Origin of the sequence: Streptococcus oralis subsp. dentisani, assembly GCF_003944205.1 — a bacterium.
Taxonomy (GTDB): Bacteria; Bacillota; Bacilli; order Lactobacillales; family Streptococcaceae; genus Streptococcus; species Streptococcus oralis_BH.
In genome coordinates this window covers 98,591-112,908 of record NZ_RJPH01000006.1, presented here as the reverse complement: position 1 = coordinate 112,908, position 14,318 = coordinate 98,591, and the positions used below count along the sequence as shown (strand labels likewise).

At 35.5% G+C, this 14,318-nt stretch carries 10 protein-coding genes and 2 tRNA genes; 7 read left to right on the top strand and 5 right to left on the bottom strand.

The features are described from left to right. From D8805_RS05930 to D8805_RS05915, 4 genes are all read left to right on the top strand, one after another. A partial coding sequence (locus D8805_RS05930; protein WP_312023349.1) for a GHKL domain-containing protein occupies positions 1-1,317 on the top strand: 1,317 nt, incomplete at its 5' end. Next, a complete protein-coding gene (gene comE, locus D8805_RS05925) occupies positions 1,314-2,066 on the top strand; it encodes a competence system response regulator transcription factor ComE (RefSeq protein ID WP_000866081.1) in 753 nt (250 codons plus the stop codon). The genes D8805_RS05930 and comE, both read left to right, overlap by 4 nt. A gap of 51 nt (positions 2,067-2,117) precedes the next feature. Beyond that, positions 2,118-2,189, top strand: a tRNA-Glu gene (locus D8805_RS05920). 5 nt (positions 2,190-2,194) lie between these two features. Further along, a tRNA-Asn gene (locus D8805_RS05915) sits at positions 2,195-2,268 on the top strand. Between the two features lie 33 nt (positions 2,269-2,301). Here the strand turns inward: D8805_RS05915 and D8805_RS05910 are convergent. Beyond that, a complete protein-coding gene (locus D8805_RS05910; protein ID WP_038804778.1) occupies positions 2,302-2,844 on the bottom strand; it encodes a TetR/AcrR family transcriptional regulator in 543 nt (180 codons plus the stop codon). Positions 2,845-2,972: 128 nt separating this feature from the next. Here D8805_RS05910 and D8805_RS05905 point away from each other — a divergent pair, with 128 nt between their 5' ends. Continuing rightward, positions 2,973-5,615 carry a YhgE/Pip domain-containing protein gene (locus D8805_RS05905; RefSeq protein WP_125416160.1) on the top strand — a complete coding sequence of 881 codons (2,643 nt, stop codon included), beginning with the start codon at positions 2,973-2,975 and terminating at the stop codon, positions 5,613-5,615. A 21-nt stretch (positions 5,616-5,636) separates the two neighbouring features. On the opposite strand, the gene D8805_RS05900 is transcribed toward D8805_RS05905, so the two are convergent. Further along, a complete protein-coding gene (locus D8805_RS05900; protein WP_125416158.1) occupies positions 5,637-8,189 on the bottom strand; it encodes a YfhO family protein in 2,553 nt (850 codons plus the stop codon). A gap of 61 nt (positions 8,190-8,250) precedes the next feature. After that, positions 8,251-9,873 (bottom strand): ATP-binding cassette domain-containing protein, encoded by a 1,623-nt coding sequence (locus D8805_RS05895; protein ID WP_125416156.1) that lies wholly within the window; start codon positions 9,871-9,873, stop codon positions 8,251-8,253. A gap of 195 nt (positions 9,874-10,068) precedes the next feature. Between D8805_RS05895 and trpS the strand changes: the two genes are divergently transcribed. Both trpS and guaB read left to right on the top strand, forming a co-directional pair. Further along, positions 10,069-11,094: a tryptophan--tRNA ligase gene (trpS, locus tag D8805_RS05890; protein ID WP_061418758.1), complete on the top strand. Its 1,026-nt coding sequence runs from the start codon at positions 10,069-10,071 to the stop codon at positions 11,092-11,094. Positions 11,095-11,256: 162 nt separating this feature from the next. After that, positions 11,257-12,735, top strand: a complete 1,479-nt coding sequence (guaB, locus tag D8805_RS05885; RefSeq protein WP_000073416.1) for an IMP dehydrogenase — start codon at positions 11,257-11,259, stop codon at positions 12,733-12,735. Between the two features lie 52 nt (positions 12,736-12,787). Here the strand turns inward: guaB and recF are convergent, their stop codons facing one another. After that, complete coding sequence (gene recF, locus D8805_RS05880; protein ID WP_125416154.1) at positions 12,788-13,885, bottom strand: DNA replication/repair protein RecF; 1,098 nt, start codon at positions 13,883-13,885, stop codon at positions 12,788-12,790. A gap of 2 nt (positions 13,886-13,887) precedes the next feature. After that, positions 13,888-14,256 carry a S4 domain-containing protein YaaA gene (gene yaaA, locus D8805_RS05875; protein WP_125416152.1) on the bottom strand — a complete coding sequence of 123 codons (369 nt, stop codon included), beginning with the start codon at positions 14,254-14,256 and terminating at the stop codon, positions 13,888-13,890. Positions 14,257-14,318 lie beyond the last annotated feature (62 nt).

The following is a 14,318-nucleotide window of genomic DNA, read 5'->3' as shown; positions in this document are numbered from 1 at the left end:
AATTTATTTGGATTAGTAATAGCTTTTTTTTATGTTTTTATCATTAGTAAAATTTATGAATGGACTTGTAATGCAACTAAAAAAGAAAAATATATTTATAGTCTTTATGTCTTTTTACTACAATTAATATTAGAAGAAATAATGTATTTGCTAGCCTTAGATGGTTACGGTTTGTCTAAATTTTTATTTCCTTTACTCATATTCGGTTACTTTGTTGGATTTCAGAAGTATGATAAGTCTAAGGGAGTTTTTATAAGCCTATTATTTTCTCTCTTATATCATAGTAGTAATAACTTTATATCGGTAACTTTATCATCTATAACAGGAGATGATATTGCATTAGAATATAATAATTATTTTATTATATTTGTACTTATTTTAACCTATTTGGTTATTAAAATTGTCATATCTTATTTCCATTTGGAGTTTAAATATCTTGACAAAGAATATCTCTATTCTTTTTTGAAAAAAGTGCTATATGCATTTATCTTCTTGCATATCGTCTCTTTTATTTCAGATATCGTGAGTACTATTTCTCATTTAAATAGTTTTGGAAGTATTTTATCAACCATTGTTTTTATTTGCTTGTTATTGATTTTCTTTGCAATGAATTCTTATAAGGTTCAAATTGAAAAAGAGATTGCCCTAAAGCAGAAGAAATTTGAACAAAAGCATTTACAGACTTATACTGATGAAATTGTCAAGTTGTATAATGAAATTCGAGGTTTTCGTCATGACTATGCAGGTATGCTTGTCAGCATGCAAATGGCAATTGACAGTGAAGATTTACAGGAAATTGACAGAGTTTACAATGAAGTATTAGTAAAAGCGAATCAAAAACTGCGTTCAGAAAAATATACTTACTTTGATTTGAACAATTTAGAAGATTCAGCTTTACGTAGTTTGATTGCTCAATCCATTGTTTATGCACGAAATAATGATGTAGAGTTTACATTGGAAGTAAAGGATGTTATTACTAGATTGTCAATGGATTTACTTGATCTTGTTCGCATCATGAGTATTCTCTTAAACAATGCTGTTGAAGGAGCCGCGGATAGTTACTTGAAACAAATGGAAGTTGCAGTCATTAAAATGGATTTTGAGACAGTTATAGTCATCCAGAATTCATGTAAAATCACTATGACGCCTTCAGAGGACTTATTTGCCTTAGGTTTCTCTACCAAGGGAAGAAATAGAGGTTTAGGGCTTAATAATGTCAAAGAGATTCTAGATAAATATGACAACATTATGTTAGAAACAGAGATGGAAGACAACACATTTAGACAAATTATTAGATTTAAGAGGGAATTCGAATGAAAGTATTAATTTTAGAAGATGTTATTGAGCATCAAGTGAGACTAGAGAGAATATTGAATGAAATCTCGGAGGAATCAAATATTCCTATTTCTTACAAGACAACAGGAAAAGTTCGTGAGTTTAAGGAATATATCGAAAATGATGAAGTAAATCAGCTTTATTTCCTAGATATCGATATTCACGGAATTGAGAAAAAGGGCTTTGAAGTGGCACAGTTTATCCGTCATCACAATCCTTATGCTATTATTGTCTTTATTACCAGTCGATCTGAATTTGCTACCTTAACGTACAAATACCAGGTATCAGCTCTAGATTTTGTAGACAAAGACATCAATGATGAATTGTTCAAAAAACGTATCGAGCAGAGTATTTTTTACACTAAGAGCATGCTGCTTGAAAACGAAGATGTTGTAGACTATTTTGATTACAACTATAAGGGAAATGATTTGAAAATCCCTTACCATGATATTTTGTATATCGAAACAACAGGTGTTTCTCATAAACTGCGGATTATTGGTAAGAATTTTGCCAAAGAGTTCTATGGAACCATGACAGATATTCAGGAAAAGGACAAACATACCCAGCGATTTTATTCTCCTCATAAATCTTTCCTAATCAATATTGGAAATGTTAGAGAAATTGATCGAAAGAATCTAGAAGTTGTCTTTTATGAAGATCATCGCTGCCCCATCACTCGTTTGAAAGTTCGTAAACTGAAAGATATTCTAGAGAAAAAAACTAAAAAGTGATTGACAATTAGTAAGAAATTGATATAATGGTTATATCTGCTACAGATAGATGGTCCGTTGGTCAAGGGGTTAAGACACCGCCTTTTCACGGCGGTAACACGGGTTCGAATCCCGTACGGACTATTTTATCCGCCATAGCTCAGTTGGTAGTAGCGCATGACTGTTAATCATGATGTCGTAGGTTCGAGTCCTACTGGCGGAGTCAGATAAAAAGAACACCATTGGTGTTCTTTTTTTAGTTTACATCACCTAACATTTTCATAAGGAAGTCTGTCATTTCTTGCGGACTTTCTTTTTTTCCGTGAGCAATCCAAGTCTGGCAAACACCAAATAGGGCATTTGTTAGATAAATGCTACTATATTCTAATTCAATTGGATTGAGTTGTAGTTTCATAAAGCGTTTCTGAAGGTCTGTGCTAAGCATAATGTGAAGCTTATTTCTCAAGAAATTTTGGATTTCTTTTGTACCATTTTCAGATAAGAGTGCAGCCAAAAGTGGCTCAGACTCTAAATATTCAAATACTTCTAAAATAGCATCTCTTTTATGATGGGCATGTTTTTGGAAAATATACTCAAAGGTATGAAAGAGCTTACTTTGGTAATGCTCAATCATATCATACTTATCCTTGTAGTGAGTGTAAAAGCTGGAACGACTAATTCCGGCTTTTTCTGCTAGCTTGACAGTAGAAATTTGATCAAAGGGTTGGTCCATCAATAATTGAACCATGGCATTTTCAATAATTCGTTTTGTTTTTAAACGTTTGTTACTTTCTTTCATAATTCCTCCTTGTATACAAAAATAGACTATATGTCTAAAAAATAATTTTTTACCTTGTAATTTAGATTTTTTGATGTATAATCTATTATATCAAAATTTTAGACAATATGTTTAAAAAAGGAGAAGATATGTTTAAAGAATGGAAAGCAATTTTTAAAAAACCAACCTTTATTATTGTCATGATAGGGATTTCTCTTATTCCAGCTCTGTACAATATCATATTTTTGTCATCAATGTGGGATCCATATGGGCAATTGTCTGACTTACCTGTGGCAGTTGTCAATAATGATAAAGAAGCTTCCTATAACGGTAATACCATGGCTATAGGAAAAGACATGGTGTCAAATTTAAAAGAAAATAAAAGCTTAGATTTTCATTTCGTAGATGAAGATGAAGGAAAGAAGGGATTGGAAGATGGCAATTACTATATGGTAGTGACTTTACCAAGTGATTTATCTGAAAAAGCAGCTTCTATTTTAACGAATCATCCAGAGCAAATGCAAATCGATTATCAGACTTCAAGTGGTCATAGTTTTATTGCTAGCAAGATGAGCGATTCTGCGATGACACAATTGAAGCAGAATGTTTCTACAAATGTAACTGAGACCTATACTAAAGCTTTATTTAACAAGATGGTCGAATTAAAGGATGGTATGAGTCAAGCAGCTTCTGGTAGTGAAAAATTAACTGATGGAGCGAATCAGTTAGTGACAGGAAGTCAAACATTGACTACTAACCTACACTCTTTAGCAGATTCAAGTTTAACATTTTCAAATGGAACGGAGCAGTTTACCAAAGGATTATCTGCTTATGTTTCTGGTGTTGAACAACTTCATCTTGGCTTAGGGACTTTTAATAGTGGTTTAGTTACATATACTGGTGCAGTAAGTAAATTAGATAGCGGATTAGGTCAATTAGCTTCTAAAAGTCCTGAATTAGTAGGAGGAATCAATCAGTTATATACTGGTGTAGAGGCCTATACTGGCGGTGTTTCTCAGCTCAATACTGGTCTTAATCAATTTTCATCTGGTGTTAGTGCCTATACAAATGGAGTGGGAAATCTTGCAACAGGTGCGAATCAGTTATCTAGTCAATCAGCTACACTTCGAATGGGTGTGGAGCAATTAAGTGAAGGGATTCAACAACTTTCTAGCAAGTTAGATGCTTCGTCTGAGCAAAAAGATCAAATTGCTCAATTATCTTCTGGTCTGAATCAGTTAAATCAAGCTATTCAAAATATTGATGTTGGAGATACAAAACAATTAGATTCTGTTTTATCAAGTATAGTATCTCTTTCTAATCAAATGCTAGTAAGTGCTCAGTCTGAAAAAGCAGCTACATTAGCAAATATTCAATCGACAGCAGCTTATCAATCATTGACAAGTGAGCAACAAGCTGAGATAAGCGCTTCTGTATCTCAAAATTCGACTGATAGTATTCAATCGGCTCAGTCAATTATAGCTTTAGTACAAGGTTTACAGGGAAGTTTAGAAAACTTACAAAATCAATCTTCAAATCTTTCGACATTAAAAAATCAAGCCAATCAAGTATTACCTATTGCTTCTACTTCTTTGACAGGATTGTCAAGTGGATTAACAGAAATACAGGGAGCAGTGACGAGTAAATTAGTTCCTGCTAGTCAGTCGATTACATCAGGTGTAAATGCATATACTGCAGGTGTTGATAAAGTTTCTCAGGGCGCAAGTCAACTAAGTGAAAAAAACTCCACCTTGACAGGTAGTTTGGATCAACTAGTTTCAGGCTCAAATACCTTGACACAAAAATCGTCTAGCTTGACAGCAGGAGTTGGTCAATTAGTTGAAAAAACTCCAGAATTAGTATCTGGCATTGAAAAATTATCAACTGGCTCCAATCAATTGAATCAAAAGAGTCAAGAATTGATAGCAGGAGTTGATAAATTACAATCCGGATCTGGGCAATTAGCAGACAAATCCAGTCAGTTACTTTCAGGTGCTTCTCAATTAGAGAATGGAGCTAATAAATTGGCAGATGGTGCTGGAAAATTAGCAGAAGGTGGAACAACCTTAACCTCTAGTCTTGAAGATTTACAGACGGGAGTTGATTCATTAGGACAAGGATTAGGCAATGCTAATAATCAACTCAAATCAGCTTCAACAGAATCTAAAAATGCAGAAACATTATCTGAACCTCTACTTCTCTCAAAAACAGATAATGACCAAGTTCCTGTAAATGGGATTGCTATGGCTCCTTATATGATATCAGTTGCTCTTTTTGTTGCTGCTATATCTACCAATATGATTTTTGCTAAGTTGCCTTCTGGACGTCATCCAGAGAGTCGTTGGGCTTGGTTGAAGTCTCGCTCTGAAATAAATGGTATTATAGCTGTCTTAGCAGGTGTTTTAGTTTATGGAGGTGTCCATCTTATTGGATTGACTGCGAACCATGAGATGAGGACTTTGATTCTAATTATAATCACAAGTTTAGCTTTCATGTCTATGGTGACAGCTTTAACAACTTGGAATAGCCGTATTGGAGCTTTCTTCTCTCTTATTTTACTTTTATTACAGTTAGCATCAAGTGCAGGGACCTATCCCCTTGCTTTGACAAATGATTTCTTCAAAGGTGTCAATCCTTGGTTACCAATGAGTTATTCTGTATCAGGCTTACGACAAACAATCTCTATGACAGGAAATATTCATCATCAAGTGATTTTCCTTATTATAACTCTAGCTTTCTTTACTGCTTTAGGTATGCTAGCTTATCAACCTAAGAAAATGGAAGAAGATTAAAAAGATTGGCCAAGGAATTGGTCAATCTTTTTCTGTCTTAGATAAATTTCGTCTGTGATTATAGATCCCAAAAAGAAGAAGGGCAGTTAGTGAGCAGGCTGCTCCAATAACAAAACCATTGGGGATAAAGGAAAGTGTAATGGTGCCTTTTCCTTTTGGAACATCAACTTTCATAAAACCAGTCTGAGCCTGCTTGATTTCAAGTTTTTTCCCATCTTGGTATGCAGACCAACCTTTGTCATAAGGAATAGTGAAGAAAATAGAGGTATCTTGTTTAACTTCGTATGTAGCAAAGACTTTATTTTTAGAGGTGGATACTTCTACAGGTTGTTCTTTAATTTTTTGGATTGCTTCAGTAAGAGCCTGAGTATCTAAACGATAGAAGGTCGGTGATTCAAATGATACTTGAGAATTTCCAGGAAAACTAACACTGATATCGAAAGTTTTTTGTTCTTCAGTATAACCCAAATTAAAGAAATTAAATGCATTGTCAGTTGTAAAAGTCTTTTTTTCTCCATTGACAATGATGTCAACTTTCTTTTGCTTATCGTTTGTAAAATGAAGATTTGAAAAAGAGAGATAGACTTGACTATTTTGAGGAACCTCAATTTGATAATCAATCTTTGCATCTTCATTCGCAGAACCTGTGATGCTGGTTAAACCATCTGAAGTATCTGTTTTATCATATGCTATTTGGGAGAAGTAATCCAAGTTGAGATTAGCAAGCTGGTTTATAAATAAAGCCTGATTATCTAGAGTGTGATTGTTAAAGTTTACATCTGTGTAAATAGATTGAGTGGCAAAGGCAATGGGTAAAGAGAGTTGATTTTTATATAAGGTTAAATGATCCTTTTGATAAATCTCTTGAAAGCCATACTTATCAAGCGAAGTTTCAGAAATATTGTACTGGATTCCAAATAAACTATCTGCTAAAAGACTATTATTTGCATAACGGAGATTGAGGTTGGTTCCAGAGGATTTGAATCCCAGTTTGTCCAAACTAGTGCTAGCTGAACGATTTCGTACAGACGAAAATTGAGAGATTCCATTGTAGTTAAATTTCATACTGTCATTCCCAGTCTGAATTTGCAGTTTTTCAGTACGTGTAAATGGATTGTCAATTTGGTTTAGAATGGATTCCATAGCAGTGATATCTCTATTATAGGCGCTACGAGAAGCAAAGGCCCATTCTTTAGCTATTCCTTCCATTTGAGATGAAGCATTTAAGCTTATCTCAGCTGTTATAAATAAAGACAAAAGAATTGCAAATAGATTTACAGAGATAAATTTTCTAATGACTGCAAGAAGTAAAAGAGCATAAACCAGGAGAAATTCAAGGGTGAGTAGGATATTCAAATCTGTTAAAAAAGAATAATGTGATTTAAAGTATACAGTAGCCAAAAACCCTGTCAGTACAAGAAAAAGTGAGACAAATAGATTCCAGAGCTTCAGTTCTTTCAGACGATTTAAGACTTCTGCTGCAGTATAAATTAACAGAGTGGAAAAAATCCAAGCATAGCGATGCAAAAACATATTTGGGGTATGCATCCCTTGCCAAAACAAATCAAGTGCCTCTATGTAAAAGCTTGATATTAAAAAAATAAAGAAAATTACATAGGTAAGTTTCACGTGAAACCTTATGGATTTTATTGTGAAAAATAGAATGGTTAAAATAAAAGGAAGCAATCCAACAAAAATCATTGGTATAGCTCCATACTTAGTTGTATCAAAAGATCCAATGAATTGTTTTGCGAAAATATCCAGATACCAGCTACTGTCTGTCTTTAATTTTGTGATGGCAGTTAACTTCTCCCCATGAGTTTGTAAATCAAACAATGTAGGAAGAGTCATGATCAAACTAGCCATTCCTGCTAAAAAGGAGGTAATAACAAAATCAAGAAAAGATGATTTTCGAGTTTTAAAGTCCCAAGAAATTTGACAGAGATACCAAAAAATAAGAAACAATGCTGTCATATATCCAAAATAATAGTTTTGAATAAACAAGATTGACAGACTTGTAAAGTATAGTAGGCGCTTCTTTTCTGTTATAAGCATGTGTAAGCCAGTTATAATTAAAGGAATCAAGATGAAAACATCTAACCAGGTTTTTATCTCTAACTGACTGACAGTGAAGCTCATTAAAGCATAGGAAGTTGATAAGGCCAGTTTTAAAGGCTGAGGGATAGATTGAAATAATTTATTTAAACTAAAGTAGGTTGACAGACCAATCAATCCAAATTTTAAAAGAGTTGTCAGATAAACAGCATCTGGCATATTCGACAGATTAAAAAAGTAAACCTGAGGCGAGAGAAAACTACCCAAGTAATAACTAGATAGAGCATAGAAATTTAGTCCGAGGCCACTTGTAAAGGTGTAAAACAAACTACCATTTCCATGTAGAATATTCCGTAAAGTCACATCAAAAATAACGTATTGATGGAAACCATCTCCTAATAGTGGAGATGTATCGCTATTCCAGTAGATACCTTGAGTTAGGTATACTCCGGTCATAATTACTAAAGGAATGATGAAAGAAACAAAATAGGTCCAATATGTTTTAAAAAATGATTTCATGTTACCTCGTAGAATGATAGAAAACTCAGTTGGCTACCCCAACTGAGTTTTGAAGTCTTATTTAGTCTTTCCAAAGTTCTTTGACTTTTGCTTGTACTTCTGCATTTTCTAGGAATTCATCGTAGGTTTCATCGATACGATCGATGACGCCATTCTTAGACAAAACAATAATATGGTTTGCCAAAGTTTGAATGAACTCGTGGTCATGACTAGCAAAGATGATTGATTCTTTAAAGTTTTTCAATCCATCGTTCAAGCTTGAGATAGATTCCAAATCCAAGTGATTTGTTGGATCATCAAGTACAAGGACGTTTGATTTCAAGAGCATAAGTTTTGAAAGCATAACACGCACTTTTTCTCCCCCTGACAAGACGTTTACAGGTTTGTTAACCTCATCTCCAGAGAAGAGCATACGACCAAGGAAACCACGTAGGAAGGTATTGTCATCTTCTTCTTTACTTGCAAATTGACGCAACCAGTCAAGGATTGACTCTCCCCCTGCAAAATCAGCCGAGTTATCTTTTGGCAAGTAAGAACGGCTAGTAGTAACTCCCCACTTGACAGTTCCTTCATAGTCGATGTCACCCATGATTGCACGAATTAATGCAGTCGTTTGGATGTCATTTTGTCCAATAAGAGCTGTCTTATCACCTGGACGCAAGATGAAATTAATATTGTCTAGGATAGTTTCACCATCAATCTTTACAGTTAGATTTTCTACTGTCAAGAGATCATTACCAATCTCACGTTCTGCTTTAAAGTTGATAAATGGATATTTACGACTAGATGGCACAATCTCTTCTAATTCAATCTTGTCAAGCATTTTTTTACGAGACGTTGCTTGTCTTGACTTAGAAGCGTTGGCAGAGAAGCGAGCAACGAATTCTTGCAATTGCTTAATTTTTTCTTCTGCCTTGGCATTACGGTCTGCTAGCAATTTAGCAGCAAGCTCAGAAGATTCCTTCCAGAAGTCGTAGTTTCCGACATAGAGTTTGATTTTTCCAAAGTCAAGGTCGGCCATATGAGTACACACTTTGTTGAGGAAGTGACGGTCGTGGGATACAACGATAACGGTGTTATCAAAGTCAATCAAGAAATCTTCTAACCAAGTAATAGACTGGATATCAAGACCGTTGGTCGGCTCGTCCAAAAGAAGAACATCAGGTTTACCAAATAAGGCTTTAGCAAGGAGAACCTTCACTTTTTCACCATTGGCCAATTCGCTCATGTTTTGGTAGTGCAATTCTTCTGGAATATTTAGGTTTTGAAGTAATTGAGATGCTTCACTTTCTGCTTCCCAACCTCCAAGTTCGGCAAATTCACCTTCAAGTTCAGCTGCACGAACACCGTCCTCGTCTGAGAAATCTTCCTTCATGTAAATAGCATCTTTTTCTTTCATGATGCTATATAGTTTTTCATTTCCCATGATAACGACATCAATTGCACGTTCATCTTCATAGTCAAAGTGATTTTGACGGAGGACAGAGAGACGTTCATCTGGGCCAAGAGAGATGTGACCAGTTGTAGGTTCGATATCACCAGCCAGAATTTTTAAGAATGTAGACTTCCCAGCACCATTAGCACCAATTAATCCGTATGTATTTCCTTCTGTAAATTTGATGTTGACATTATCAAAAAGTTTGCGATCACTAAAACGTAGTGAAACATCAGATACTGTAAGCAATATTTTTCTCCTATAATATGTAATACATTTATTCTACTAGAAAAGAGAGAAATATTCAAATTTTTATCTGTCAATTTTGTGTCAATTAAGTTTACAGTTTTATTTACAATGAGTTAGTCGTTTGATTTAAATAATTTTCTGTTATTTTAACAAAAAAATGCTATAATTGAAGAGACCATTTCGAAGGAGAAAAAAATGACGAAACCCATTATTTTAACAGGAGATCGCCCAACAGGAAAATTGCATATTGGACATTATGTTGGGAGTCTTAAAAATAGAGTATTACTGCAGGAAGAAGACAAGTATGACATGTTTGTTTTTTTGGCGGACCAACAAGCGTTGACAGATCATGCCAAAGACCCTCAAACGATTGTAGAATCGATTGGGAATGTTGCCTTAGATTATCTAGCAGTTGGATTGGATCCTAGTAAATCGACTATCTTTATTCAAAGTCAAATTCCAGAGTTGGCTGAGCTGTCTATGTACTATATGAATTTGGTTTCACTAGCTCGTTTGGAACGCAATCCTACAGTGAAAACAGAGATTGCTCAGAAAGGGTTTGGAGAAAGTATTCCGACAGGATTTTTGGTTTATCCAATTGCGCAAGCAGCTGATATCACAGCTTTCAAGGCCAATTATGTTCCTGTAGGAACAGACCAAAAACCAATGATTGAGCAAACTCGCGAGATTGTTCGTTCCTTTAATAACGCATATAACTGTGATGTCTTGGTGGAACCGGAAGGTATTTATCCAGAAAATGAGAGAGCAGGGCGTTTGCCTGGTTTAGATGGAAATGCCAAGATGTCTAAATCCCTTAATAATGGTATTTATCTAGCTGATGATGCGGATACCTTGCGTAAAAAAGTCATGAGCATGTATACTGATCCAGACCATATTCGAGTCGAGGATCCAGGTAAGATTGAAGGAAATATGGTTTTCCATTATCTAGATGTTTTTGGTCGTCCTGAAGATGCTCAAGACATTGCAGAGATGAAAGAACACTATCAACGTGGTGGTCTTGGCGATGTGAAGACGAAGCGTTATCTACTTGAAATACTCGAACGTGAACTTGGTCCTATTCGTGAGCGCCGTATCGAATTTGCTAAGGATATGGGTGAAGTGTACAATATGCTTCAAAAAGGTAGTGAAAAAGCTCGTGAGGTTGCAGGGCAAACTCTATCTGAAGTTAAGGGAGCAATGGGACTAAATTATTTTAAATAATAGATAAAATATGAATCGTAAAACTATCTCTTCCATAGAATCACAGGGATAGTTTTTTTATGTTTTCTGTTATAAATATAATTGACAAATTTTCATAGAATGGTATGATAGATACAATACAAAAAGAGTCAAGCTCAAAAAGAAAGAAAAGAGGAAACTTCAATGTCTAATTGGGATACTAAATTTTTAAAAAAAGGTTTTACCTTTGATGATGTATTGCTCATTCCAGCAGAAAGTCATGTGTTGCCTAATGATGCAGATTTAACAACAAAATTGGCAGATAATCTGACTTTAAATATCCCAATTATAACAGCCGCGATGGATACAGTCACAGAAAGTCAAATGGCCATTGCTATTGCTCGTGCAGGTGGTCTTGGAGTAATCCATAAAAATATGTCTATTGCGCAACAGGCAGATGAAGTTCGCAAGGTAAAACGTTCTGAAAATGGTGTTATTATTGATCCATTCTTCTTGACTCCAGAACACACTATTGCTGAAGCGGACGAACTGATGGGACGCTACCGTATCAGTGGTGTTCCAGTTGTGGAAACACTTGAAAATCGTAAATTGGTTGGTATTTTGACAAACCGAGATCTTCGCTTTATTTCAGATTACAATCAGCCAATCTCAAACCACATGACCAGCGAAAATCTTGTTACTGCTCCTGTTGGTACAGATCTTGCAACAGCTGAAAGCATTCTTCAAGAACACCGTATTGAAAAACTTCCTTTGGTAGACGAAGAAGGTCGTCTTTCTGGCTTGATTACTATTAAAGATATTGAAAAAGTGATTGAATTTCCAAATGCAGCAAAGGATGAATTTGGCCGTCTTCTAGTTGCTGGTGCGGTAGGTGTCACTTCAGATACATTTGAACGTGCCGAAGCCCTTTTTGAAGCAGGTGCTGATGCAATTGTTATTGATACTGCGCATGGTCATTCTGCAGGTGTCTTGCGTAAAATTGCTGAGATTCGTGCTCATTTCCCAGATCGCACTTTGATTGCTGGTAATATTGCAACTGCAGAAGGTGCGCGTGCTCTTTATGATGCAGGTGTAGATGTTGTCAAAGTCGGTATCGGACCAGGTTCTATCTGTACTACTCGTGTGATTGCAGGTGTGGGTGTCCCACAAGTGACAGCAATCTATGATGCGGCAGCCGTTGCGCGCGAATATGGAAAAACAATTATTGCTGATGGTGGAATCAAGTATTCTGGAGATATTGTAAAAGCCCTTGCCGCAGGTGGAAATGCAGTTATGCTTGGATCAATGTTTGCTGGAACAGACGAAGCACCAGGTGAAACGGAAATCTTCCAAGGACGTAAATTCAAGACTTACCGTGGTATGGGGTCAATCGCTGCAATGAAGAAAGGTTCAAGTGACCGTTACTTCCAAGGTTCTGTCAATGAAGCGAACAAACTTGTTCCAGAAGGAATTGAAGGTCGCGTAGCCTATAAAGGCGCAGCAGCTGATATTGTTTTCCAAATGATTGGTGGTATTCGCTCTGGTATGGGTTACTGTGGTGCAGCTAACCTTAAAGAATTGCATGACAACGCTCAATTTATTGAAATGTCTGGGGCTGGCCTGAAAGAAAGCCATCCTCATGATGTACAAATCACTAATGAGGCGCCAAACTACTCTATGTAAGAAGTAAAAAAGAACTCCTGAATTTCAGGAGTTCTTTTTGTTTACAAAGTTGTCAATTTGGGTTTACAGATACTTTACCACTTTGGATATTGAAGATACTAAGATTTTCTGGCAAATTTTGCAAGTGGTCTAAACTTGTTGTTGTGATAAAGGTTTGGATAGATTGTGAAATCGTTTCTAATAATTTTAGTTGTCTAGTGTTGTCAAGTTCGCTCATAACATCGTCAAGTAGTAGTATCGGAGACTCGTTGGTAATACTTTCCATTAACTCTATTTCTGCTAATTTTATAGAGAGTACAAGACTACGATGTTGACCTTGACTTCCAAAACTAGCATCTATACCATTGATATAGAAAGTAATGTCATCTCGATGAGGGCCGACACCAGTATTCTTTTTATATAAATCTCTTGATCTACTTTTTTCTAAAGCCGTTTTAAAAGAATCCATTAACAGTTCTTCATTAGTAAAGTTGACAGATGATTGATAAGATATTGACAACTCTTCTAATTGATTTGAGATTTCTAAGTGTTTTTTTTGACCAAATTTCTCTAAATCTTTAATGAATTTTATTCGATGCTTTATAACGCGACAACCATACTCTACTAACTGATCATCTAAGACTGACAGAAATGTTTCGTCAATCTTTTGACTGGATTTTAGGTAAGTGTTTCTCTGCTTGAGTATATGGTTGTAGTTTGACAGGTCTGACAAGTAGATTGGTTTAATTTGTCCCAGTTCGATGTCTATAAATTTTCGACGAACGGAGGGCGCTCCTTTAATTAACTGGAGATCTTCAGGTGCGAAGAGAACCACATTCATATGTCCGATGTAGTCTGAGAGGCGAGCTTGTTTTAAGTGATTGACTTTAGTCACACGCCCTTTTGGTGTTAAATCAATTTCTAGAGGTATAGAACCTGTTTTTTTCTGTAGCAAGCCAGAAAGATGGAGTTGTTCTTCATCAAAATGAATAAGATTTCTATCTGTTCGAGTACGATGACTGCGTGTTAAGGCCAAGAAATAGATTGCTTCTAGAATATTGGTCTTTCCTTGCGCATTTTGGCCTAAAAAGACGTTTAATTTTGGATTAAAATCAATTTTTGCCTCTTTGTAATTTCGAAAGGTCTTAATTGTTAAATGTTGAAGCCACATAGTTATCTTCCTGGAAAACGTGGAGCTTGTTTGGCTTTAGGTGATGAAGTAGTTTTTTGTTTTTCTTTCTTTACACCCTTGTTCATCTCTTTGACAAGTTTAGCAATCCGCTCTTTTTCAATCTTATCTGCTTGGTATTCTTCTTGCTCTTTTAAACTTGGTTGTGTCAAGGTGATATCAATTTTTAAATCAGGGATATCAATCGTATCTCCAATACGGATTTTTTTCCCACGTCTACTTTCTAATTCACCATTAAAGTAAACTTGATGCTCCATTAAAAAGGATTTGATAGCACCGCCGCTTTGTATAATTCCAAGCTCTTTTAGGAGGGCTTGGAGCGTAATAAATTCTTCAAATAATTTGTATTCCATAATTCACCTCAATCTAAGGTATTATACCATATTTTCCCTGAAATAACTGAAGGAAAGTCAGT